Source organism: Nocardia salmonicida NBRC 13393 (assembly GCF_001613085.1).
Taxonomy (GTDB): Bacteria; Actinomycetota; Actinomycetes; order Mycobacteriales; family Mycobacteriaceae; genus Nocardia; species Nocardia salmonicida.
On the sequence record NZ_BDBR01000041.1, the window covers coordinates 21,906 to 45,223 of the forward strand.

Consider the following 23,318-nt stretch of genomic DNA (forward strand, 5'->3'; position numbering starts at 1 on the left):
CGAATGATGCTGACCGATCGCACGACGTTGACCCAATTCCTCATCGAAGAGCGCCGCCGCCATCCCGGTTCCAGCGGCGAACTCAATTCCCTGATCCTCGACGTCGCACTGGCCTGCAAGGCGATCTCCAAGCGCATCGCCTCGGGTGCGCTCACCGGCGTCCTCGGCGGCGCCGGGGTGGTGAACGTGCAGGGTGAGCAGCAGCAGAAGCTCGACGTGGTTGCCAACGACCTCTTCCTGCATGCCTGCGAGTGGGGCGGCCACCTGGCCGGCATGGTGTCGGAGGAACTCGACGACCCCTACCCGATCCCGCCCGACTATCCGCGCGGCAAATACCTCCTCGCATTCGATCCACTCGACGGCTCGTCCAATATCGACGTGAATGTCGCGGTGGGCAGTATCTTTTCGATCCTGCGCGCACCGACCCCCGGCGTGGACGCGACGATGCGGGACTTCCTGCAGCCCGGCACCGAGCAGGTCGCCGCGGGCTATGCGATCTACGGTCCCGCGACGCAACTCGTGCTCACCGTCGGAACCGGTGTGCATGCCTTCACCCTCGATCCCGAGCTCGGCGAGTTCTTCCTGACCGGACAGAATCTGCGCCTGTCGGAGTCCACGTCGGAGTACGCGGTCAACAGTTCCAATCGCCGCTTCTGGGAACCGGCCGTGCGCCGCTACATCGATGAATGCCTGGCGGGCGCGACCGGCCCGCGCGAAAAGGACTTCAACATGCGCTGGGTGGCGTCGCTGGTGGTCGAAACCCACCGCATCCTGACCCGGGGCGGGGTTTTCCTGTACCCGCGCGACTCGAAGGACCCGTCCAGGGAGGGCAGGTTGCGCCTGCTCTACGAGGCCGCTCCCATCGCTTTCCTGATCGAGCAGGCCGGCGGTCTCGCCTCGACCGGCCGTGACCGGATCCTCGAGGTCGCCCCCACCGAACTGCACCAGCGCATCGCCTTCATTTTCGGTTCCCGCGACGAGGTAGCCCGCATCGTGAGGTACCACGCCGAAGCGGCCGAGGACCCCGACGGCCAGTGGAGCCCGCTGTTCGGTCTACGCGGTCTCTACCGTTCCACCACCTGAGGAGGAGATTCATGTCCGCCAAACACCCCGTCGTCGCCATCACCGGATCATCCGGAGCCGGAACAACGTCGGTGATGCGCACATTCGATCAGATCTTCCGCAGGGAAGGCATCGATGCCGCGTACGTCGAGGGCGACAGCTTCCACAAGTTCGACCGGGTAGGCATGAAGGAGGAACTGGCGCGGGCCTTGTCCGACGGCGACCACACCTTCAGTCACTTCGGTCCCGAGGCGAACCTGTTCGAAGAACTGGAGAAGTTGTTCCGTGGCTACAGTGAGTCCGGCACGGGTCGGGTGCGAAAGTACCTGCACGACAAGGAAGAAGCCGCGCCCTACAACCAGGAGCCGGGCACGTTCACCCCGTGGGAGGAGATCCGCCCCGACACCGACTTGCTGTTCTACGAGGGCCTGCACGGTGCGGTGGCCAACGAGCAGGTCGATGTCGCGCAGTACGCCGACCTGCTCATCGGGGTGGTGCCCGTGATCAACCTCGAGTGGACCCAGAAGTTGCACCGCGACAAGGACAAGCGCGGCTACTCCACCGAGGCGGTGACCGAGACGATCCTGCGCCGCATGCACGACTACGTGAACTTCATGTGCCCGCAGTTCTCCCGCACCCACGTGAACTTCCAGCGGGTTCCCGTGGTGGACACCTCGAATCCGTTTGTCGCCCGCACGATTCCGACTCCCGATGAATCGATGTTGGTGATCCGGTTCGCCGATCCGCACGGCATCGACTTCCCGTATCTGCTCTCGATGCTGCACGACTCGTTCATGTCCCGCTCGAACACGATCGTGTGTCCGGGCGGGAAGATGGACCTGGCGATGCAGCTGATCTTCACACCGATGCTGTTGCGGCTCATGGAACGTCGCGGCCGCACCCGCTGAGCCGGAGTCGACGACCACCTCACGCGAGGTGGTCGTCGAACCAGGTCACCAGCTCCGGGTCGTCGAGCCCATCGGCGACGAGCACCGCGGCCGAGAGGTCGTCGGTGCGCGTGTACGCGTTCTGCGCGGCCACGCACCGCAGCCCCGCCGCCACCGCGGACCGCACGCCGTTCGCCGAATCTTCCACGGCTACTGCTTGCTCGGCGGACAGGCCGGTCTGGATCAGCACGTCCAGATACACCGCGGGGCTCGGTTTCAGCACGGGCACTTCGGTTCCGGTGGTCACGGTGTCGAACGGCTCACCGAAAGCGTGCTTCAGCAGGGGCTCGACCCACGCGCGGGTGCCGGTGGTCGCCACATGCAACCGAACGCCACGCGACCGGAGCCGCTCGATCAGCTCCCGCGCTCCCGGCCGGGCCCGAATCTGCCCGTCCGAGGCCATCTGCCGCATGATGCGGGTCTTGGTGCGGTGCACCTTGTGCGCGAGCTCGCGCGCCTGCTCGGTCGGCATGGCGTGCAGTTCGAACCAGAACGCCAGCCGCTGCGCGCCACCGGCGACCTTCAGCAGCTTCCCGTACTCCTCGACGTCCCAGCGGTCGGGGAGCCCCGCCTCGGCGAATGCCGTGTTGAAGGCCACCCGGTGGCCGTCTCGTTCGCTGTCGACCAGGGTGCCGTCGACGTCGAAGATCACCGCGCGCAGCTGAGTCATGGTGCGCCGTCGAGGTATTCGTGGACCCGGTCGAGGACGGACTCCACGGTGAACCCGTGGTGGGCCAGCACCTCGTCGCCGGGTCCGCTGTGTCCGAACTCGTCGATGCCGATCGTCAGGTCCACCAGCCCCGCCCAGCCCGCGGTACTGCCCGCCTCGATACTGATCGTGTGCGCTGAGGCATCAGGGGTGAAGCGGGACCGATCCAGCGCCGACACCACCCGCACGTCGTGTCCGTCGGTCCGTAGCCGATCGGCGACCGCCGCAGCCAGTGCGACTTCCGAACCGGTAGCGACGATTTCGATCCCGCGCGCGGTGGCGGCCTCCGGTTCGGCTGCCTCGCCGATGACTTCGGCACCGTCGACAATTCGTGGCCCGGCCCCAGCGGTGTCGAGCTGGGGCAAGGACTGGCGGGAAAGGATCAGCGCGGTAGGCCCGTCGACACGCGAGAGCGCGAGTTCCCAGGCGAGAGCGGTCTCCACATCATCGGCCGGCCGCAGCACCTGCACCCCGGGAACTACCCGCAGCGACTCGATGTGCTCGACGGGCTGGTGGGTCGGCCCGTCCTCACCGACCGCGATCGAATCATGGGTCAGCACATAGATCACCGGCTGACCCATCAACGCCGACAACCGCAGCGCGGGCCGCAGGTAGTCGGCGAATACCAGGAAGGTACTGCCGAAGACCCGGAACCCACCGTGCAGGCTCATCCCGTTCAGCACGGCCGCCATCCCGAACTCGCGAATGCCGAACGCGATGGCACCGGCGGTGAAGTCGTCGCGACTGACCACGTCGCCACACTCCGTGCCGGTCGACCCGGCCAGGTCGGCCGAACCGCCCACCAATTCCGGCATCGTCGACAGCGCCGCGTGCAAACACGCCTGCGAGGACTGCCTGGTGGCGCGCGGCGCGTCCGCCGCCACGGCTTCCAGCGCAGCCGGCAAACCCGCGGGCAGCAGGCGCGCAAGGGCACGTCGGAACTCGGCCGCACGCTCCGGCGCGGCAGCGTCGAACGCCGCGAATTCCTCGAGCCAGGTCGCATGTTCCTCGCCGCCGATCGCCGCGAGCACGGCACACATCGCGCTCACTTGCTCCGGCACCGCGAACGGCGGAAGAGTCCATCCCGCAAGCTCTTTGGCCTGCGCCAATCGCCGCGCTCCCAGCGGGGAACCATGTGCCTCGGAGGTGCCGGCGACACCGGGCGCACCATGGCCGATCACCGTGCGCACCGCGAGGAAGCTCGGCCGCGGATCGCTCTTCGCGCGGTGCAGAGCGGCGTCTATCGCCTCGATATCGGTCCCGTCGGCCACTACCTCGGTATGCCACCCATAGGCCGCGAAGCGTGCCACTTGATCGTCGCTACACGACCGTCCGACCGCGCCGTCGATGGTGATCTCGTTGTCGTCCCAGAGTACGATCAACCCGCTGAGCCCCAAATGCCCTGCGAACGAGGCGACTTCGTGGCTGACACCCTCCATCAAGCACCCGTCGCCGACGATCGCGTACGTGCGATGCCCGGTGATCTCCGGATACCGGGCCGCGGTCATCCGCTCGGCCAGGGCCATCCCCACCGCCATCGCCAGCCCCTGCCCCAACGGCCCGGTGGTGCACTCCACGCCAGGCGTGTCACCGAACTCGGGATGACCCGGCGTCCGCGACCCCAATTGGCGGAACCGCCGCAGTTCCTCGACGGGCAGGTCGTACCCGAACAGGTGCAACAGCCCGTACAACAGCGCGGAGCCGTGCCCAGCCGAGAGTACGAACCGGTCCCGATCGGCCCACTCGGGGTCGGCCGGGTCATGGCGTAGGTGTCGGCTCCACAGCGTCCACGCCATCGGCGCCGCCCCCATCGGCATGCCGGGGTGGCCCGACTGGGCGGACTCCACCATGTCGGCCGCGAGGAATCGCAGGGTATCGACGGCGAGCAGATCGGTGCGCACCGAAGGCGCGAAGGTCGGTGGTGCGATGTCGGTCATCGAACTGCCTCGCTCGCGCAGGTCGCCGCTTCGCGTAGCCGCTTGACCGCGGCCGCTTTGCCTTCGGGATAGCCGTACATCCACGAGCCGGAGATGAAGACATCGGCGCCCGCCGCGGCAGCGCCCCCGATCGTGTCGGCCGTGATCCCGCCGTCCACTTCGAGCTCGATGGACCGACCGGACTCCGCGATCATCCGCCGCAACCGCGCGATCTTCGGTTCGACGGCCGGGATATACGCCTGCCCCCCGAAGCCCGGGTTGACCGTCATGGCGAGGATCAGGTCGGTCTCGGCCAGCACGTGCGCGACGACCTCGGCGGGGGTGTGCGGATTGAGTGCGACACCGCTGCGCACCCCGAGATCGCGGATTCGGGCGAGGGTCCGATGCAGGTGCGTACAGGCTTCGGCGTGCACGATGATCAGCTCGCACCCCGCGTCGATGTATTCGGTGAGCAGCTCATCGGGATTCACCACCATGAGGTGCGCTTCGAAGGCGACGGTGCTGTGCGAACGCGCCGAGGCGATGACATCGGGTCCGAAAGTGAGATTGGGGACGAACACGCCGTCCATCACGTCCCACTGGATCCGGTCGACGCCCGCCGCGCACAGATCGCCCACTTCCTCGCCGAGACAGGCGAAATCGGCGGGCAATACCGACGGCACTATGAGTGGCCGACGAACTGAGGAGTCCGGCATGGCGCGGCCTTTCTGATCGGGTCAGTTCATCGGACCGCATCGGCGCGGCCGGGCACTCCCCCTCGGGGGTGGGGACCCGGGTGAGATCTCGTCAATGCCGGTAACCGCGATGTCGGTCGCCGTAGGGTGGAGGAATGCCGGAGTTACCTCCGACCCCGTTGAAGCTTGTGCTCGTCGACGATCACGAGATGGTGCTGCACGGGCTCGACGCCATGCTCGGCCACTTTCCCGACGAGGTCGTGATCGTCGGCCAGACCACTACCGACACCGCCGCTTTGGGGATGGTGGCCGAGCATCGGCCCGATATCGTCCTGTGCGATGTGCGCATCGGCAAGGCCAGCGGCCTCGACCTGTGCCGCCAGATCACCCTGCAATACCCCGACACCAAGGTCGTGCTGCTCACCGTCTACGACGACGAGCACTACCTGTATCAGGCCCTGCGGGTGGGGGCTTCCGGGTACATTCTCAAGCGCGTCGACGGGCGCGAACTCGTCGCCCAGCTGTGCCGGGTCCGCGAGGGCGAGACGGTGGTCGACGCCGCATTGGCCGGGCGGGTGGCGCTGGCCGCGGCCAGGCTCAGCGCGGGCCAGTTCTGGTCCGGCGCGCACCTCGGGCTGACCCAGCGTGAATCAGAAGTGTTGGGGCTGTTGGTATCCGGTCATTCCAATCGGGCGGTCGCGAGCAAGCTGGTGGTCAGCGAGGATACCGTGAAGACCCATATTCGGGGTCTGTATCGCAAGCTGGGCGTGTCCGATCGCAGCGGCGCGATCGCGGTCGCGTTGCGGGAGGGGCTGTTCCGATGAGCAACGCTGGCGGCGCGGTCCCCACGGCGGCGGAGCTGGCCCCGCGGCTCGGTGCCGAAGGTGTGCTGCTCTACGCCGTCGACGACCAGGATCTGAGCATCGTCGATATGTGGCCCGCGCATCCCTCGGCGAGTTCCTTGCGACTACAGGTGGGATTCGGGGTGACCGGGTTGGTGGCCCGCACCCGCAAACCGGTGCTGCTCGACAGCGACTCACCACGTAATGCCCTGCACCGCAGACTTTTACGCCTCGAACCTCAGCAAACGGTGGCGCGGATGTGCCTGCCGCTGCCTGGACTGGAAGGCGATGTGGTCGGCGTGCTGGCTGTGCACCGTGGGCCGCGAAACCCGTTCGGGCAGCAAGACCTCGACGCCGCGCAACAGTACGCCGCCGTACTCGGCCTGTGGTTGCACGCGCAGCGGCTGTTCCGCACCGTCAATCGGCAACGTAGCGAGCGGGATCGGCTGGTCGAGCAGGCGATCACCGCCCAGGAAGCCGAGCGTCGGCGCATCGCCTTCGACCTGCACGACGGCGTCACCACCGCCCTGGCCTCGATGTCGTTCCATCTGTCGGCCGCCGACCTCACCGTCTCCGAACTCCTCGGCCACGTCGATGTCGCCGACGAGGCCAGCCTGCGCGACCTCGCCCGAGCCCGCGCCGAACTCGTCAGCGCTCGTGAGCTGGCCGATTTCGCCTACAACGAGACCAGGGCGGCGATCTCGGGCCTGCACAGCCTCGTCCTCGACGACCTCGGCTTGGTCGCCGCGATCGAATCGCTGGTGCGTGCGGCGAGCAGCGACGGGCCCCCGACGATCGAGTTCCTCGTCGACCACGCCGCCGCGATCGACGACATCCCCGACTACGCCGCCGCCACGCTGTACCGGATCGCGCAGGAATCGCTCGCCAATGCCGTGAAACATGCCGGGGCACAGCGGATCGTGCTCTCGCTTCGCCGGGTGGGTGACTCGGTCATCCTCGGATGTTCTGATGACGGTGAGGGTTTCGACCCGGCGCAGCGCCGCGCCAACCGCGCCGCCGACACCGACGGCGAACAGCACTTCGGCCTGACCTCGATCGCCGAGCGCTGCGCCATCATCGAAGCTTCGCTGCGCGTGGAGTCGATGCACGGGCGCGGAACCACCTTGCTGGTGGAACTACCGCTGAAGTAGTCAACGGACGCAGCAGCGGTGCCCGAGGGGCGGCGCCGCCGCTGCGCGTTGCGGCCGCGCGCACCGAGTGCTCGGCAAGCCCACCTACCTGGCGTGCCCAGTGGCCTCGGCGGCGTCGCGGCAGTTTTCGAGCAGAACCTGTTGTGCTGCGCCAACTTCGGTCACTGATCCACCCCAAGTGTGCAGGGCCGCGCTCACGAGCGCGCGTCCGAAGGAGAATGTCACAGGCCAGGGCCGCTCGTCGAGGGCGGCGAGTGCGCTCAGGAACGCGCATACCCGCGCAGTCGGATGCCCACCGGACAAGAAGGCGATTCCCGCCACGTCGGCGGGCACCAGCTCGCGCAACACCGCGTAGGTGGCGGCCGCGACCTCGGCGGGCGGGACGGGTGCGGCGTCCAGGCCGGGGGTGACGAAGTTCGGCTTGAGCACGATGCCGGTGAGATCCACCCCGGCGTCGACGAGTTCGGTGAACACCGCGCTCAGGGCGAGGCGAGTCGCCTTCTCCGAGGCTGCCAGGTCGTGGTCACCGGTGCACAGCACCTCGGGCTCGACGATCGGGACGATGCCGTGCTGCTGACACAGCGCGGCGTAGCGGGCCAGCGCGTGCCCGTTGGCGCCGGCGGAGTAGGGGGTGATCGTGTGCACGTCGAACACCGCCCGCCACTTGGCGAACGCGGCTCCGCGATCGGCGTAGGAGGCCAGCCGCGCGCCGAGTCCGTCGAGCCCTTCGGTGATCAGCGCACCACCGTGACCGGGCAGTGCGGTGGGGCCGGTGTCGACTTTGATGCCGGGCAGGACGCCGAGTTCGCGCGCCGCGAGCGGGAACGGGCGCCCGTCGGCGAGATTCTGGCCGAATGTCTCGTCGCACAGGATGATTCCGCTGATCGACTTCGAGAGGCCGTCGGTGGTGAGCAGCAGTTCGCGATAGTCGCGACGGGCGGTCGCGCTCGCGGGAACACCCTCCTGTTCCAGGCGCGATGACATGGTCTTGATCGACTCGTCGGCGGCGAGAATGCCGCGGCCGCCGCTGGTGAGCTGCTGGGCGACGTCGGCGAGGGCGGTGGCGGGGAGTGTCGTCATGACGAACAGCATGGGGGCGCCCGCACCCGCCGTCCTCACCCCTTCGGGCGAGACCGGGTGTGAAATGCGGCCGCGCCCACCTGCTCCGGATCGCACAGATGGGCCACGAACAACCGGGTCGCCGAGGTCGGTTCCGGGGTCGTGCAGACGTGCCACGGCCGATCGAGGGGTGTTCCCGCCACGCCGTAGGAGACCAGTTCCCCCGACGCCAGTTGCTCGCGCGCCGCTTCCTCGTGCACCAGCGTGACCCCGAGCCCTTCCCGCGCGGCGGCTACCGCGGCGCCCGATGTGCCGAGGGTGAGCAGCGGCGGCGCGGCCTGCAACCGGCTCAGCAACGACAGTGCGGTATCGCGGGTGCCCGAGCCGATCCCGGTGAGCAACCAGGGTGTGGTGAGCGGGTCGCCGACCAGGCCGGGCCGTCCTACTACGAGCAGTCGGTTCGAACGCTGGGCGGCGGTGACCAGCCCGGACCCACGCGGCGGTCGACCTGCCAGGGCGATGTCGAAGACGTGGTCGGCGGCGCGGGCGAACAGCTCGCCGCGCGTGAGCACCGACAGCGACAGCTCGACATGCGGATGGGCTCGGGCGAACGTGGCCATCAGCACCGGGAGCACGTACTCACTGGCCGTCGCGACGGCACCGATGCGCACCCGCCCACGGTCGGCATCGTGCACCGCCCCCGCCGCTTCGGCGAGCAGCCCGAGCAATCTGCGCACATATCCGGCGAAGATCTCGCCCGAATCCGTCGCCACGATGCCACGGCCGGACTTCCCGAACAGCCTGGTGCCCAACGCGTCTTCCAGCGCGGCGATCGCGGCCGACACCGCCGGTGGGGTCACGTGCAACGTCTCGGCCGCGGCGCGCACGCTCCCGGTCTCGTACACGGCCAGAAAGGTGCGCAGCCGACCCCAGGTGGCGGCGGCGGGCAGGTCGGGGCTGACGAACATCGTTCAATTATGGCTTAACAATAGTCAGCAAAGATTCCATTGTCGTTGAACAGTCCTCGCCACACACTGAGAGAGCTTCGTAGGCGTGACCCGAGAGGACCGGCGATGACGATGATCGAGAACGAGGGCCCGGCGACGAAAGAGCGGTGGGATCCGGGTGTACAGAGTTACGCCGGAATGGGTTACTGGAACCCCGATTATGTTCCCAAGGACACCGACGTTCTCGCCGTCTTCCGTGTCACCCCGCAGGACGGCGTCGACCCCATCGAGGCCGCGGCCGCCGTCGCGGGCGAATCGTCCACCGCCACCTGGACTATCGTGTGGACCGACCGTCTCACGGCCAACAGCCACTACCAGGCCAAGGCGTACCAGGTCGACGAAGTTCCCGGCAGGCCCGGCGAGTACTTCGCCTACATCGCCTACGACATCGACCTTTTCGAGGAAGGCTCCATCGCGAACCTGACCTCCTCGATCATCGGCAACGTCTTCGGGTTCAAGCCGCTCAAGGCCCTGCGCCTGGAAGACATGCGCATCCCCGTCGCCTACACCAAGACCTTCCAGGGCCCCGCCCACGGCATCGTCATGGAACGGGAGATGCTCAACAAGTACGGTCGTCCGCTCCTCGGCGCCACCATCAAGCCCAAGCTCGGCCTGTCGGCCCGCAACTACGGGCGCGTGGTCTACGAGGCCTGTCGCGGCGGCCTCGACTTCACCAAGGACGACGAGAACATCAACTCCCAGCCCTTCATGCGCTGGCGTGACCGCTTCCTCTACGCGATGGAGGGGGTGAACCGGGCGATGGCCGAAACGGGCGAGATCAAGGGCCATTACCTCAATGTCACCGCCGGAACCATGGAGGAGATGTACCGGCGGGCGAACTTCGCCAAGGAGATCGGCAGCGTGGTGGTGATGATCGACCTCACCATCGGCTATACCGCCATCCAGTCGATGGCGCACTGGGCGCGCGAGAACGGGCTGCTGCTGCACCTGCACCGGGCCGGGCACTCCACCTACACACGGCAGAAGACCCACGGCGTGAGCTTCCGGGTGATCGGGAAGTGGTCGCGGCTGATGGGCGTCGACCACGTGCACGCGGGCACAGTCGTCGGCAAGCTCGAGGGCGACCCGGCCACCACCCGTGGCTTCTACGACACGTTGCGCGACAACGATGTCCCCCGCAATCTCGGCAACGGCATCTTCTTCGATCAGGACTGGATCTCGATGCCCGGCGTCATGCCGGTGGCCTCCGGTGGAATCCACGCCGGCCAGATGCACCAGCTCCTCGACCTGTTCGGCGACGACGTGATCCTGCAGTTCGGTGGCGGCACCATCGGACACCCCTACGGCATCGCCGCGGGCGCCGAGGCCAACCGGGTCGCGCTCGAGGCCATGGTCAAGGCGCGCAACGAAGGTCGCGATCTGCTGCTCGAGGGGCCCGGCGTGCTGCGCAACGCCGCCAAGCACTGCGCGCCGCTGCAGGCCGCGCTCGACACCTGGGGCGACATCACCTTCGACTACACCAGCACCGACGCGCCCGATGTGGTGGCGACTCCGGTGCCCTCGATCTGACAAGGAGCACCTGATGAAACTGCGCTACGGAGCCTTCTCCTACCTGCCCGACCTCACCGACGACGAGATCGCGGCCCAGGTGAAGTACGCCCTCGATCACGGCTGGCCGGTCTCGCTGGAGTACACCGACGACCCGCACCCCCGCAATGTGTACTGGGAGATGTGGGGGCTGCCGATGTTCGACCTGGCCGAACCCGACGGCGTGCTCGCCCAGCTCGCGGATTGCCGGGCCACCTTCCCGCAGCACTACATCCGGCTGCTGGCCTACGACGCGGCCCTGGGCAGGCAGTCCACCGCGATGTCGTTCCTCGTCCAGCGGCCCGCGCACGAGCCCGGCTTCCTGCTCGAACGCGTCGAGGGCCCCGACCGCACCCAGCGGTACTCGGTGAAGTCCTACGCCACCGCCCGTCCGTCCGGCGATCGGTACGCGGGCGAGTGAACTGATGGACACACCAAAGGGATTCGGGTTCCACCGGCCGTCGGCAGGCGGTTCGGCGCAGACCACGGCAGTCGAGGACCAGACGCACGAGCCCGCGATTCTGGGCGACGACGAGGTGCTCGATCTCTCGGCCGACGAGGCGGCGGCCAGGGTGAGCGACACCCTGGCCGCACTCGACGCCGAGCTGGTCGGCTTGGCCGCGGTCAAGCGCCGGGTCCGCGAGATCGCCTCGCTGCTCCAGGTCGACCGGGCGCGCCGCCGGTTCGGGCTCACCACCACGCGACCCACGTTGCACATGAGCTTCACCGGCGGTCCCGGCACCGGCAAGACCACGGTAGCGCTGCGGATGGCGGCCATCCTGCACGCGCTCGACTACATCAGGGCGCCGCGCGTGCACACCGTCACCCGCGACGACCTGGTCGGCCAGTTCATCGGTCACACCGCGCCCAAGACCAAGGAGGCGATCGCCCGCGCGGCCGGGGGAGTGCTGTTCATCGACGAGGCCTACTACCTGTTCCGGCCGGAGAACGAGCGCGACTACGGGCAGGAGGTCATCGAGATCCTGCTCACCGAGATGGAGAACGAGCGCGGCGATCTGGTGGTGATCTTCGCCGGCTACCCCGACCGGATGGCGACCTTCTTCGCCGCCAATCCGGGCCTGAGTTCCCGGGTGCCGCACCATCTCACGTTCGCCGACTACGACCACGCGGAGCTGACCCAGATCGCGGGCCTGATGGTGGAGTCGGAAGGATTCGCCTTCGACGACGACGCGCACAAGGCGTTCGCCGAGTACCTCACGTTGCGCATGGAGCAGCCCCGGTTCTCCAACGCGCGCAGCGTGCGCAACGCGATCGAACGCTGCCGGCTGCGGCAGGCCCGCAGGCTGGTCGCGCTCGACCGGCCACTGGGTAAGTCCGACCTCATCACGCTCACCGCCGAGGACGTCTACGGCAGCAGCGTCTTCGAGCCGGCGCAGGACTGAGTCACACGCGCGGCGGAAAGCCCGATCACCGAGATCTATCAGGTGATCGGGCTTTCCGCTTTGACAAGGGTGGACAATGTGAGAAGCCTTTTGTCGGATATGCCGAACGCGCGGTGCCGCGGAACTGAAAAGAAGCTGACACATGACCTCTATCGAGGACCCGGAAGATGATCTGAGCGTGACCCCGCCCAAGACCTGGGCGGTCGGCGTTCCCGCGGTGGCGCACGCGATCGAGTACTCGCTGTCGCAGAACTCCCCGGTCCGCACCGCGCTCACCTTGCTGAACATCAATCAGACCGACGGTTTCGACTGTCCCGGTTGTGCATGGCCCGAGCCGAAACAACGGCACCGCAACGAGTACTGCGAAAACGGTGCCAAGCACATCAACGACGAGGCCACCACGCGCCGGGTCACCAGGCAGTTCTTCGCCGAGCATCCCGTCGCCGAGCTCGACACCATGTCCGATTACTGGCTCAACCAGCAGGGCAGGCTCACCGAGCCGATGGTGAAGCGTCCCGGCGCCACCCACTACGAGCCCATCGACTGGGACGACGCCTTCGCCCTGATGGCACGCGAGCTGCGCGGCCTCGCCACCCCCGACGAGGCCCTGTTCTACACCTCGGGGCGACTCAACAACGAGGCCGCGTTCCTGCTGCAACTGTTCGCCCGCTCCTACGGCACCAACAACCTGCCCGACTGCTCGAACCTGTGCCACGAGTCGAGCGGTTCCGCGCTGAACCAGACCATCGGCGTCGGCAAGGGCACCGTGTCGCTCGACGACATCTACGAAGCCGACCTGATCTTCGTCGTCGGCCAGAACCCCGGCACGAACCATCCGCGCATGCTGACGGCGTTGGAACAGACCAAACGCAACGGCGGCAAGATCGTGGCGGTGAACCCGCTGCCCGAGGCCGGGCTGATCCGGTTCAAGAACCCGCAGAAGGCGCGCGGGGTGATCGGACGCGGCACCGAGATCGCCGACATCTTCCTCAAGATCCGCCCCGGCGGCGACCTCGCCCTGTTCCAGATGCTGAACAAACTGCTCCTCGACGCCGAGGACGCAGCGCCGGGCACGGTGCTCGACCACGAGTTCATCGCCGCGCACACCACCGGCTTCGACGCCTTCGCCGAGCACGCGAGGACGTTGAGCTGGGACCACGCGCTCCTCGCGACGGGACTGGCACGCGCGGAGATCGAAGCCGTCCACCAGCAGGTGCTCGCCAGCAAGAAGATCATCGTGTGCTGGGCGATGGGTCTGACCCAGCACAAGCACGGCGTGCCGACCATCCGCGAGATCGTCGACTTCCAGCTGCTGCGGGGCAACCTCGGGCGTCCGGGGGCGGGGGTGTGCCCGGTCCGTGGGCACAGCAATGTTCAGGGCGACCGCACCATGGGCATCTGGGAGCGGATGCCGCAGTCGTTCATGGACGCCCTCGGCAAGGAGTTCGAGTTCACCCCGCCCACGGCCCACGGGCTGGACGCGGTCGGTTCCATCCGGGCCATGCGCGACGGCAAGGCGAAGGTATTCGTCGGTGTCGCAGGTAATTTCGTGCGGGCCACACCCGACAGCGAGGTCACCGAGGCAGCCCTTCGGCAGTGCTCGCTGACCGTGCAGATCTCCACCAAACTCAACCGCTCCCACACGGTCTGCGGCGCGACGGCACTGATCCTGCCCACGCTGGGCCGCAGCGATCGCGATATCCAGGCCACCGGCGAGCAGTTCTACACGGTCGAGGATTCGATGAGCCAGGTGCGCACGTCGCGGGGGCGGCTCGACCCGGCCGCACCGGACCTGCTGAGCGAGGTCGCGATCATCTCCCGGCTGGCGCGCAGCACACTGGGGACGGAGTCCACGATTCCGTGGGAGGAATTCGTCGCCGACTACAGCACCGTGCGCGACCGTATCTCCCGGGTCGTGCCCGGCTTCGAGAACTTCGGCGAACGGGTCACCGCGCCGGGCGGGATGCTGCTGGTCAATCCGGTCAACAAGGGCATCTACCGCACCGCGAGCGGTAAGGCCGAGTTCACCCGCAACGACTTCGACATGATCGACGCGCCGCCGGGATACCTTGTGCTGCAATCACTGCGGTCCCACGATCAGTGGAACACCATTCCGTACGCGGGCAACGATCGCTACCGGGGCATCCACAACGCCCGTCGGGTGGTAATGGTCAACCCCGACGACCTCGCCGAGCGGGGGATCGCCGACGGTGCGCTGGTCGACATTGTGAGCATCTGGCACGACGGCACCGAGCGGCGGGCGGAGAAATTCGTCGCCGTGGGATATCCGGCCAGTCGTGGTTCGGCGGCCGCTTACTACCCGGAGACCAATGTGCTGGTTCCGCTCGACAGCGTGGCCGACGTCAGCAACACGCCGACGTCGAAGGGCATCATCGTCCGGCTGGAGCCTGTGGCCTGACGCAGAGCGCATCCCCGGCGTCGCGGACTGCCCGCCGAGTGCACGGGCGGTGACGCACGGAGATCTGCGGGCATAGATACACTGCCCTTATGTCCGTGCGTACCCGCCAGCCACTAGTTCCCGGCACCCAGTCGCCGATCCGGGAAGTTCCCCGCTCCATCGAGCGGCCCGAATACGTCTGGAAGAAGACCGCGAACGAGGGCAACGAGCCCTGGGTGCAGACCGCCGAGACCATCGAGAAGATGCGGATCGCGGGCAAGATCGCGGCGCAGGCGCTCGAAGAAGCGGGCAAGGCCGTGGTGCCCGGCGTCACCACCGACGAGCTCGACCGGATCGCTCACGAGTACATGTGCGACCACGGCGCCTACCCCTCCACACTGGGCTACAAGGGTTTTCCCAAGTCCTGCTGCACCTCGCTCAACGAGGTCATCTGCCACGGCATCCCCGACTCGACGGTGGTCGAAGACGGTGACATCGTCAATATCGACGTCACCGCGTTCATCCACGGCGTGCACGGCGACACCAACAAGACCTTCCTGGCCGGCGATGTCGACGAGGAGGTGCGCCTGCTCGTCGAGCGCACCGAGGAGGCCACCAACCGGGCGATCAAGGCGGTCAAGCCGGGTCGCGCCCTGAACGTGGTCGGCCGCGTCATCGAGGCCTACGCCAACCGCTTCGGCTACGGCGTGGTGCGTGACTTCACCGGTCACGGCGTCGGCCCCACCTTCCACAGCGGCCTGGTGGTGCTGCACTACGATCAGCCCAACATCGAGTCGGTGATCGAGCCCGGCATGACCTTCACGATCGAGCCGATGATCAACCTCGGCGGCATCGACTACGACATCTGGGACGACGGCTGGACCGTGGTCACCCAGGATCGCAAGTGGACGGCTCAGTTCGAGCACACACTGGTCGTCACCGAGACAGGCGCGGAAATCCTGACCCTGCCGTGAATCCGGCGGGCGCTCGCGCTGACGAGGCCGACGTAGCGCCGCGCGGGGCGCTGCTCATCGCGGGTACCACCTCCGACGCCGGGAAAAGCGTTGTGGTGGCGGGTATCTGCCGCATGCTGGCCCGGCGTGGGGTGCGGGTGGCGCCGTTCAAGGCGCAGAACATGTCGAACAACTCGGTCGTCACGCTCGACGGCGGGGAGATCGGGCGTGCGCAGGCGTTACAGGCGCGCGCGTGCGGGCTGGAGCCGAGCGTGCGGTTCAATCCGGTGCTGTTGAAGCCCGGTAGTGATCGCCGTTCGCAGTTGGTGGTTCGCGGCAAGGCCGTCGGAACGGTCGGCGCGCGTGACTATTTCACCCGACGGCAGGAGTTGCGCGAAGTCGTCGCGGCTGAATTGGCCTCGTTACGTGACGAATTCGACGTGGTGATCTGTGAGGGGGCGGGCTCACCGGCCGAAATCAATCTCCGGGCCACCGATCTCGCGAACATGGGGTTGGCGCGCGCCGCCGAGATCCCGGTCCTGGTGGTCGGCGATATCGATCGAGGTGGGGTCCTCGCTCACCTGTTCGGCACCGTCGCGGTCCTGGAACCCGAAGACCAGCAACTGATCTCGGGCTTCATCATCAACAAGTTCCGCGGCGACGTGTCCCTGCTGCAACCCGGCTTGGACCAGCTCGCCACCCTGACCGGCCGCCCCACCCTCGGCGTCCTCCCGTTCGCCGAGGACCTCTGGCTCGACGCCGAAGACTCCCTCGGCACCATCTCCGGTGCCCCGGTGGGCCGACCAGGCCCGCCCCACGGCGCCGATTGGCTCACCGTGGCCGCCATCCGGCTGCCTCGCATCTCCAACTCCACCGACATCGAAGCCCTCGCCTGCGAACCCGGCGTAGCGGTTCGCTGGGCCGACAGTCCCCACCAACTGGCCACCGCCGACCTCGTCGTCGTGCCGGGTTCGAAAGCGACCATTTCGGATCTGGAGTGGTTGCGCGCCAACGGGATAGGGGAAGCCCTCCGCTCCCGCGCCGCGGCGGGCCGCCCCATCCTCGGCATCTGCGGCGGCTACCAGATGCTCGGCCGACGCATCGTCGACGGCGTCGAGCACAGGGCCGCGCAATCACCGACGCCCACGGCGACACCCGATCACCTCGGTATCGAATCCCTGGCGACCAGGCGGCCAACGGTGGCGGACGGCCTCGGCCTTCTCGAACTCGACATCGAATTCGCGGACCCCAAGATCGCCCGTCAGGTGACCGGTGCGGCGGGCTCGATTCGCGTGCACGGCTACGAGATCCATCACGGTAGGGTGACCCACACCGCCGACCCCGCCTGGCTGACCATCGAGGGCGACGATGAAGGCAGCGCGCGAGCCGCGATCTGGGGTACCCACGTCCACGGACTCCTCGAATCCGACGGGTTCCGCCGCACCTGGCTCACCGAAGTCGCCGCCCGAGCCGGACGCACCGGTTTCACCGTCGCCCCCGACACCTCGGTGGCGGCCGTCAGGTCCGCGCAACTCGACCTTCTCGCCGACCTCGTCGAGCGACACGTCGACCTCGCGGCGCTGGATCGGCTGATCCGCGACGGCGCCCCGGCCGATATCCCGGTCATCCGAACCTCCCGGTGATCCTGGCGCCGGTAGCTGCGGACGCGGCGCCGTGGTGCCGGGTATGCCGATACGGCACCACTGTTTTGTAACCTGTTCTACCATTGACGGCACCGATTGCTGGAGTCCAGGACGAGCTCATGCAGGACTGATTAGGTCAGTTTCGGCCAGTGAGTAGAACGTGTTCACGGCGGTGTGTAGTCGATGCCGATGGTCTACGGGGAGTGATTGTGCAGTTCAATCTGGCGGATGTCTTCGAAACGGTGGCCGCGGCCGTTCCCGACCGTGTCGCGCTGACCTATGAGGGTGAGAACGTCACCTACGCCCAGCTCGACGGCGAGGCGAGCAAGGTGGCGGCGATGCTGTCGCAGGCGGGCATCGGGGAGGGCGACCATGTCTCGTTGTTCCTCCAGAACAGCGTCGAGCACGTCCATTCCCTCCTCGGCCTGATCAAGATCCGCGCGGCGCCGATCAGGGTCAACTACCGCTACACGCCCGCCGAACTCGAGTACATCTTCACGAATTCGGACTCGGTCGCTGTCATCGTCGAACTGCCGGAGCATCAGCGAACGCTGGCGGAGCTCCTCGCGGCATGCCCGCTGGTCCGCACGGTGATCGTGATCGGCGAGCTCGACGACGAGCTGCGCGCCGCGGCGGCCGCTCGATCCGTCGCCGTGGTTTCCTTCGCCGATCACGAAACACTTTCTGCCGCAGTGGAGTTCGCGCCTCGTACGGGAGACGAGCTGTACGTGCTCTACACCGGTGGCACCACCGGATACCCGAAGGGCGTGATGTGGCGCCACGACGACTTCTTCCGCAAGCCGCTCTCCGGCGGAAATCCCTACGGCACCGACCCGCGCGCCGACCTCGCCGAGATCGCCGCCGCCGCGAAAGAGTTTCCGGAGCTGTCCTTCTTGGTAGCCGCGCCGCTCATGCACGGAGCGGCCCTGTATTCGCTGTTCACGTTCTTCACGCTCGGCGCCCGCGTGGTGCTCATGCGCGACTTCGACTCGCAACGCGTTGTCGAGGCGATCGAGCGGGAGCGGATCCAAGTGATCCTCATCGTCGGCGATGGCATGGGGCTACCGCTGGTCGACGAGATGGAACGCCGTCAGGGCCAGATCGACCTGAGCTCGCTGTTCTCGATCACCTCCGGTGGCGCGATCTGGTCGGTCAGGGTGCGCGAACGGATGCTGGCGGTCAAGCCGGATCTGCTGCTGCGGGACAACTTCGGGGCCTCCGAATCCGGCAACGACGGTGCCTTCACCGTCGACGAGCAGGGCAACCTGCGCATGCCGTCGTCATCGACGATGCTGCTCGTCGACGAGGACCTCGCCGACATCGCGCCGGGCAGCGACCAGATCGGGTACATCGCCCGCGTCGGCAACGTTCCGCTCGGCTACTACAAGGACGAGGATAAGTCCGCCCGCACCTTCCGCACCCGCGTCGACGGCACGCGGATGTCGATCCTCGGTGACATGGGGCGCGTCGAAGCCGACGGCACCATCGTGTTCCTCGGGCGTGGTTCGCAATGCATCAACACCGGCGGCGAGAAGGTGTTCGCCGAAGAGGTCGAGGCGGTACTGCACGCCCACCCGTCGATCGCTGACGCGCTCGTCGTCCCGGTACCCGACGAGCGCATGGGGCAGAAGGTGGCCGCTGTCATCGCTACCTACCCGGACGCGCCGACACTGACGCTAGACGACGTCCAGCAGCACTGCCGAACGTCGTTGGCGGGATACAAAGTGCCGCGCGCGATGAGGACCGTCGTCGAGATCAAGCGAACCCCTGCCGGCAAAGCCGACTACCGGTGGGCCACCGAGATCGCGCGTGGTCAGGCGCACATCGGAAGCGAGGTGTCCGCGTGACCCGTGCTCGCGCGGATCACCCGCTGTGCGGCCGGTCTCCTCACAGCGGTGGGGTCGGCGTTGTGACAGGTTTGGCAATTTCGGCATCGCGGACAGTGAAAGCCCAGTACACGGGGGTGTGGCGATCGGCAAGGCGCGTCGGAACCGTCGGCGTAGTTCAGCCCGGCCGTGTACCGTAACCCGGCATGAAATCTCGGCAGATCACGGTCGGTGACCAGGCCAGGACGGTGCGGGTCGACGGACCCTCCTCGCGGCACAATGTGCTGCTGCTTCCCGATGCGGACGACCCTGCCGACGTGTTCGACACGGTGTGCACGCGGCTGCACGAGTCCGATTTGCAGACCATCGTCGTGGAGTCGACCGAGGGGCTCGACCCGGCGGGCGTGCTCACGATTCTCGACGAACTCGACCTGCCCTACGTGAACGTCGCGGGGCGTGGGTCGGGCGCGGAGTTGGCCTGGCGGGTGTGCGCAGGCCGGTTCGGGCGGTTCATGAGCCTGGTAGTCGCCGATCACGGACACCCGGCTGTTCCCGACGCCGACGGCCGCGTCCCCGACGCGTCCTGTCCGCCGCTGGAGCTGCCCGTCACCATGCTGGTCACCAAGAGCCTGCCCCGGGCCACCGCCGACGCCTCCGGCCGCTATGTCTACGGCGAATTCCGGGTCGTCCCACTGGAAGTCCACAACATCGCCACCGAAGCCGGCCACGAATTCGCCACCGAAATCGTTCTGCGCACCAGCCTCTGGTAGGCGCCGACCGAGATCACCGGGCTCTGACGTGGTGCGTCAGAGCCCGGTGTCGGTCCGGCTCAGGACTTGCGGTAGGCCGCCAACCAGTCGAGCCAGTTGTCGGTTTCCTGGAATGCGTTGGCGCGCACAGCTTCCGAGGACAGGTATACGTCGTGGCGAGCGCCGTCGATCGGGACGATCGAGGTGCGTTCGCCCAGGCAGCCCGCCCAGCGCTGGATCTGCTTCACATCGAGCACGGCATCGGCCACGTCGACGGCGGGGGAGTGCTCGCGGGCGAACTTGGTGATCCGTGAGCGCAGGATGAGCGCGGGTACGCCGATGGTCAAGCCTTGATGCAGCCGCGCGTGTCCTCGGCGGACGGCCCGCAGCCAACCCAGCCGCACCGGTTCACCACTGAGTGGCTTCCAGTCCAGGTTGTAATCCCACTCGCCCGAGCGGCTGGTGTGCAGGCTGTCGCCGTATGCGGTGCTGATGCCCGCGGGCAGCTGGGCGAAGGCCCGGAACCGGCCGACCGTGTTGATCACCGGAGTGCCGATCGTGCGGTAGAAGGACGGCCCCTGCAGGTCGAACCAGGGGCTGTTGAGCACGACGCCGACAACACCCGCCGCCGCGCTGCCACCGGCCGCCTCGAGCCGATCCAGCCACAGCGGCACGATCAATCCGCCGGTCGAATGCGCGACGATCAGCACATCGTTGCCGGTCTCCTCGCGCGCGATCCGCAGCGCCTCGTTGAGCTCGTCGTCGTAGAACGCCAGGTCGCTGATGTAGTGCGCGCTCTGCCCCTCTCGCCGCGACCGACCACATTTGCGCAGGTCGAGCGCATAGAAGCGGTGCCCGCGGGCCGCGAAGTGCTCGGCCAGGTGCTCCTGGAAGAAGTAGTCGGTGAACCCGTGCACGTAGAGCACGGTCGGCTCGACCGCCGGTGCCGCGGCATCGGGCTGGTAGCGCACGAGCGTGGCCACCACTTCGCCCTCACCGTCGGGGTCGATCCCGAGCGGAAGGGTCCGCTGTTGATACGCGGTGCCGAGGACATCGGGTTGCCACTGCTCGTCGGTGCGATCGGCGAGGGTTTCGTTCGTCACACTGCTCAATCTATCGCGCGGTCATGGTGACGTGCAGGCTTGGTTTTCATCACATTCGTGAGGTCCGTTGCAGAACTGTGCTCAGGTGAGGTGCACAATTGGCAGAAGGTGAACGACGGGTAACCTACCTCCCGGCGATTCACCGCGAGTCGCATCAACACCGCCAAAGCGCCCGCGCCAAGCGAACTCACCCGCCGGTGGGTAGCTGAGAAGGACAAGGAAGTCGATCTACCCGTGCCGAACGCTGCGAAGAGTGAAAAGACCGATGTAGTTCTCATCGGCGCAGGCATCATGAGTGCCACGCTGGGCGCGCTGCTGCGGCAGCTGCAGCCGGATTGGACGATCTCGGTGTTCGAGCGGCTCGACGCCGCCGCCGCGGAGAGCAGCGACCCGTGGAACAACGCGGGTACCGGCCACTCGGCGCTGTGCGAGCTCAACTACAGCCCGCAGAACGCCGACGGCTCGGTCGACGTGAGCAAGGCCGTCGACATCAACGAGCGCTTCCAGGTCTCGCGCCAGTTCTGGGCCTCCGCCGTCGACACCGGCGTGCTGGACGACCCCGCGGGCTTCATCAACCCCATCCCGCACGTCAGCTTCGTGCACGGCGCCGACAACGTCGAGTACCTGCGCAAGCGTCACGAGGCGCTGTCGCCGCACCCGCTGTTCCGCGGCATGGAGTTCATCGACGCCCCCGACGAGTTCGCCGCGCGCCTGCCGCTGATGGCCAAGGGCCGCGATTTCAGCGACCCGATCGCGCTGAACTGGTCCGACGGCGGCACCGATATCGACTTCGGCGCGCTCACCAAGCAGCTGCTCGCCTACATCGGCTACTCCGGCGGCGAGATCGCCTTCGGCACCGAGGTCCGCAACCTCGACAAGCAGTCCGACGGTTCCTGGAACGTCACCGTCCGCAACCTGCGCACCTACCAGTCGCGCACCATCAATGCGAAGTTCGTCTTCGTCGGCGCCGGTGGTGCCGCGCTGCCGCTGTTGCAGAAGGCAGGCATCAAGGAAGCCAAGGGCTTCGGTGGCTTCCCGATCAGCGGCCAGTTCCTGCGCTCCACCAACCCCGAGCTGATCGCCGAGCACGAGGCCAAGGTCTACGGCAAGGCCGCCGTCGGCGCCCCGCCCATGTCGGTGCCCCACCTCGACACCCGCGTCATCAACGGCCAGAAGGGCCTGCTGTTCGGCCCCTACGCCGGCTGGACCCCCAAGTTCCTCAAGGACGGCTCCAACGCCGACCTGTTCAAGTCGATCAAGCCCAACAACATCGGCTCGCTCGTGGGCGTCGGTCTCACCGAGCTGGGCCTGACCAAGTACCTGGTCGAGGAGCTGCTCAAGTCGCAGAACGGCAAGATCGGCGTGCTCGGCGAGTTCCTGCCGCGCGCTCAGGGCCGCGACTGGGAGCTGATCACCGCCGGTCAGCGTGTGCAGGTCATCCGCCGTAAGGGCGTCGGTGGTGTGCTCGAGTTCGGCACCGCGGTCATCTCGGCCGAGGACGGCTCCATCGCCGGGCTGCTCGGCGCGTCGCCGGGTGCGTCGACCTGCGTCACCGCCATGCTCGACGTGATGCAGCGTTGCTTCCCGGAGCAGTACACGGGCTGGACGCCGCAGCTGCAGCAGATGATCCCCTCGCTCGGGCAGAAGCTGTCGGAGAACCAGGCCCTGTTCCAGGAAGTGTGGGACTGGACCAGCAAGTCGCTGAAGCTGGACCGCACCAACGCGCCCGCGCGCGAGCACGTCGCGAGCTTCGCGCAGGTGTGAACGTCGAGCTGAGACGGTCGTGGGCGGCGGATCTCGACGCGGCCACCCTCTACCGGCTGTTGCGACTTCGCGTGGACGTTTTCGTCGTCGAGCAGGAATGCGCCTATCCGGAGCTGGACGGTCGCGACCTGCTGCCGACCACCCGGCATCTGTGGCTCGACGACGGCTCCGTGCTCGGCACCCTGCGCCTGCTCGAGGAGTTCGTCGACGGGGTGCGCAGCTATCGCATCGGCCGGGTGTGCGTCGCGCCGGCTGCGCGCAAACACGGGTACACCACCCGTCTGATGCAGGCCGCGCTGGCTGAAACCGGTTCGGCCACTGTGCGATTGGATGCTCAGGCGCACCTGGTCGGCATGTACGCGAAGTTCGGTTTCGCCGTCGACGGGCCGGAATACGACGAGGACGGGATCCTGCACGTCCCGATGCGGCGCGGCTGACGCCGTTCACCGTGTCGTTCGCGGGTTCGAGCAGGTCGACGGTGGAGCCGGGCTTCGGCTCCCCGGCCCGTCGATGCCCGGGGGGCTGCCGGGATCGCCGCGCGCA

The 23,318-nt window shown here is 67.4% G+C and carries 20 protein-coding genes; 14 read left to right on the top strand and 6 right to left on the bottom strand.

Features of this window, described 5'->3' with window-relative positions:
* The first annotated feature begins 3 nt into the window (after positions 1 to 3).
* On the top strand, positions 4 to 1,083 hold the full coding sequence (locus NS1_RS30425) for a class 1 fructose-bisphosphatase (protein ID WP_062990042.1): 1,080 nt from the start codon (positions 4 to 6) through the stop codon (positions 1,081 to 1,083).
* 11 nt (positions 1,084 to 1,094) lie between these two features.
* On the top strand, positions 1,095 to 1,970 hold the full coding sequence (locus tag NS1_RS30430) for a phosphoribulokinase (protein WP_056811652.1): 876 nt from the start codon (positions 1,095 to 1,097) through the stop codon (positions 1,968 to 1,970).
* Between the two features lie 19 nt (positions 1,971 to 1,989).
* Here the strand turns inward: NS1_RS30430 and NS1_RS30435 are convergent, their stop codons facing one another.
* The 3 genes from NS1_RS30435 to rpe are packed head-to-tail and all read right to left on the bottom strand — an operon-like array spanning position 1,990 to position 5,350.
* Positions 1,990 to 2,679 carry an HAD-IA family hydrolase gene (locus NS1_RS30435; protein WP_062990045.1) on the bottom strand — a complete coding sequence of 230 codons (690 nt, stop codon included), beginning with the start codon at positions 2,677 to 2,679 and terminating at the stop codon, positions 1,990 to 1,992.
* The gene (tkt, locus tag NS1_RS30440) at positions 2,676 to 4,655 is read right to left on the bottom strand and encodes a transketolase (protein ID WP_062990048.1); all 1,980 of its coding nucleotides are present in this window, start codon (positions 4,653 to 4,655) and stop codon (positions 2,676 to 2,678) included. Before tkt ends, NS1_RS30435 begins: the two co-directional genes overlap by 4 nt.
* Entirely contained in the window at positions 4,652 to 5,350 is a 699-nt protein-coding gene (gene rpe, locus NS1_RS30445) for a ribulose-phosphate 3-epimerase (protein WP_062990050.1), read from the bottom strand. The genes tkt and rpe overlap by 4 nt, the downstream gene beginning before the upstream one ends.
* A gap of 134 nt (positions 5,351 to 5,484) precedes the next feature.
* On the opposite strand from rpe, the gene NS1_RS30450 reads away from it, so the two are divergent.
* The gene (locus NS1_RS30450) at positions 5,485 to 6,153 is read left to right on the top strand and encodes a response regulator (protein ID WP_056811641.1); all 669 of its coding nucleotides are present in this window, start codon (positions 5,485 to 5,487) and stop codon (positions 6,151 to 6,153) included.
* The gene (locus NS1_RS30455; RefSeq protein WP_062990052.1) at positions 6,150 to 7,322 is read left to right on the top strand and encodes a GAF domain-containing sensor histidine kinase; all 1,173 of its coding nucleotides are present in this window, start codon (positions 6,150 to 6,152) and stop codon (positions 7,320 to 7,322) included. Before NS1_RS30450 ends, NS1_RS30455 begins: the two co-directional genes overlap by 4 nt.
* Before the next feature lie 84 nt (positions 7,323 to 7,406).
* Here the strand turns inward: NS1_RS30455 and NS1_RS30460 are convergent, their stop codons facing one another.
* Both NS1_RS30460 and NS1_RS30465 read right to left on the bottom strand, forming a co-directional pair.
* Positions 7,407 to 8,402, bottom strand: a complete 996-nt coding sequence (locus NS1_RS30460; RefSeq protein ID WP_062990113.1) for a class I fructose-bisphosphate aldolase — start codon at positions 8,400 to 8,402, stop codon at positions 7,407 to 7,409.
* Positions 8,403 to 8,437: 35 nt separating this feature from the next.
* Entirely contained in the window at positions 8,438 to 9,349 is a 912-nt protein-coding gene (locus NS1_RS30465; protein WP_063816320.1) for a LysR family transcriptional regulator, read from the bottom strand.
* Positions 9,350 to 9,454: 105 nt separating this feature from the next.
* Between NS1_RS30465 and NS1_RS30470 the strand changes: the two genes are divergently transcribed.
* The 8 genes from NS1_RS30470 to NS1_RS30505 all read left to right on the top strand — a co-directional run bounded on the left by NS1_RS30470 (position 9,455) and on the right by NS1_RS30505 (position 19,929).
* Positions 9,455 to 10,918, top strand: coding sequence for a form I ribulose bisphosphate carboxylase large subunit (locus tag NS1_RS30470; protein ID WP_174562698.1), 1,464 nt, complete (start codon positions 9,455 to 9,457; stop codon positions 10,916 to 10,918).
* A 13-nt stretch (positions 10,919 to 10,931) separates the two neighbouring features.
* The gene (locus NS1_RS30475; protein WP_062990054.1) at positions 10,932 to 11,357 is read left to right on the top strand and encodes a ribulose bisphosphate carboxylase small subunit; all 426 of its coding nucleotides are present in this window, start codon (positions 10,932 to 10,934) and stop codon (positions 11,355 to 11,357) included.
* A gap of 4 nt (positions 11,358 to 11,361) precedes the next feature.
* Positions 11,362 to 12,339 (top strand): AAA family ATPase, encoded by a 978-nt coding sequence (locus tag NS1_RS30480; protein ID WP_062990057.1) that lies wholly within the window; start codon positions 11,362 to 11,364, stop codon positions 12,337 to 12,339.
* 142 nt (positions 12,340 to 12,481) lie between these two features.
* Positions 12,482 to 14,758, top strand: a complete 2,277-nt coding sequence (locus tag NS1_RS30485) for an FdhF/YdeP family oxidoreductase (RefSeq protein WP_062990058.1) — start codon at positions 12,482 to 12,484, stop codon at positions 14,756 to 14,758.
* Between the two features lie 89 nt (positions 14,759 to 14,847).
* Entirely contained in the window at positions 14,848 to 15,711 is an 864-nt protein-coding gene (gene map / locus NS1_RS30490; protein WP_056811628.1) for a type I methionyl aminopeptidase, read from the top strand.
* A complete protein-coding gene (locus NS1_RS30495; RefSeq protein WP_062990060.1) occupies positions 15,708 to 17,333 on the top strand; it encodes a cobyric acid synthase in 1,626 nt (541 codons plus the stop codon). The genes map and NS1_RS30495 overlap by 4 nt, the downstream gene beginning before the upstream one ends.
* 209 nt (positions 17,334 to 17,542) lie before the next feature.
* Complete coding sequence (locus tag NS1_RS30500; protein WP_062990119.1) at positions 17,543 to 19,180, top strand: AMP-binding protein; 1,638 nt, start codon at positions 17,543 to 17,545, stop codon at positions 19,178 to 19,180.
* Positions 19,181 to 19,365: 185 nt separating this feature from the next.
* Positions 19,366 to 19,929 (top strand): hypothetical protein, encoded by a 564-nt coding sequence (locus NS1_RS30505; RefSeq protein ID WP_056811621.1) that lies wholly within the window; start codon positions 19,366 to 19,368, stop codon positions 19,927 to 19,929.
* A gap of 59 nt (positions 19,930 to 19,988) precedes the next feature.
* Here NS1_RS30505 and NS1_RS30510 read toward each other — a convergent pair whose 3' ends face one another.
* Positions 19,989 to 21,011: an alpha/beta hydrolase gene (locus NS1_RS30510; RefSeq protein ID WP_062990062.1), complete on the bottom strand. Its 1,023-nt coding sequence runs from the start codon at positions 21,009 to 21,011 to the stop codon at positions 19,989 to 19,991.
* A gap of 234 nt (positions 21,012 to 21,245) precedes the next feature.
* Between NS1_RS30510 and mqo the strand changes: the two genes are divergently transcribed.
* Together mqo and NS1_RS30520 are read left to right on the top strand one after the other, a co-directional pair.
* Positions 21,246 to 22,775 (top strand): malate dehydrogenase (quinone), encoded by a 1,530-nt coding sequence (gene mqo / locus NS1_RS30515; protein WP_084504663.1) that lies wholly within the window; start codon positions 21,246 to 21,248, stop codon positions 22,773 to 22,775.
* Positions 22,772 to 23,212 (top strand): GNAT family N-acetyltransferase, encoded by a 441-nt coding sequence (locus tag NS1_RS30520; RefSeq protein WP_062990064.1) that lies wholly within the window; start codon positions 22,772 to 22,774, stop codon positions 23,210 to 23,212. The genes mqo and NS1_RS30520 overlap by 4 nt, the downstream gene beginning before the upstream one ends.
* Positions 23,213 to 23,318: the final 106 nt, after the last annotated feature.

Excerpts from the sequence above, each read along its gene's own strand:
- NS1_RS30435 (WP_062990045.1), bottom strand. The coding sequence starts at position 2,679 with ATGACTCAGCTGCGCGCGGTGATCTTCGACGTCGACGGCACCCTGGTC.
- NS1_RS30430 (WP_056811652.1), top strand. The coding sequence starts at position 1,095 with ATGTCCGCCAAACACCCCGTCGTCGCCATCACCGGATCATCCGGAGCC.
- NS1_RS30465 (WP_063816320.1), bottom strand. The coding sequence starts at position 9,349 with ATGTTCGTCAGCCCCGACCTGCCCGCCGCCGCCACCTGGGGTCGGCTG.
- NS1_RS30505 (WP_056811621.1), top strand. The coding sequence starts at position 19,366 with ATGAAATCTCGGCAGATCACGGTCGGTGACCAGGCCAGGACGGTGCGG.
- NS1_RS30460 (WP_062990113.1), bottom strand. The coding sequence starts at position 8,402 with ATGACGACACTCCCCGCCACCGCCCTCGCCGACGTCGCCCAGCAGCTC.
- NS1_RS30470 (WP_174562698.1), top strand. The coding sequence starts at position 9,455 with ATGACGATGATCGAGAACGAGGGCCCGGCGACGAAAGAGCGGTGGGAT.
- NS1_RS30485 (WP_062990058.1), top strand. The coding sequence starts at position 12,482 with ATGACCTCTATCGAGGACCCGGAAGATGATCTGAGCGTGACCCCGCCC.
- NS1_RS30425 (WP_062990042.1), top strand. The coding sequence starts at position 4 with ATGATGCTGACCGATCGCACGACGTTGACCCAATTCCTCATCGAAGAG.
- NS1_RS30450 (WP_056811641.1), top strand. The coding sequence starts at position 5,485 with ATGCCGGAGTTACCTCCGACCCCGTTGAAGCTTGTGCTCGTCGACGAT.
- NS1_RS30480 (WP_062990057.1), top strand. The coding sequence starts at position 11,362 with ATGGACACACCAAAGGGATTCGGGTTCCACCGGCCGTCGGCAGGCGGT.
- NS1_RS30455 (WP_062990052.1), top strand. The coding sequence starts at position 6,150 with ATGAGCAACGCTGGCGGCGCGGTCCCCACGGCGGCGGAGCTGGCCCCG.
- rpe (WP_062990050.1), bottom strand. The coding sequence starts at position 5,350 with ATGCCGGACTCCTCAGTTCGTCGGCCACTCATAGTGCCGTCGGTATTG.
- map (WP_056811628.1), top strand. The coding sequence starts at position 14,848 with ATGTCCGTGCGTACCCGCCAGCCACTAGTTCCCGGCACCCAGTCGCCG.
- NS1_RS30475 (WP_062990054.1), top strand. The coding sequence starts at position 10,932 with ATGAAACTGCGCTACGGAGCCTTCTCCTACCTGCCCGACCTCACCGAC.
- tkt (WP_062990048.1), bottom strand. The coding sequence starts at position 4,655 with ATGACCGACATCGCACCACCGACCTTCGCGCCTTCGGTGCGCACCGAT.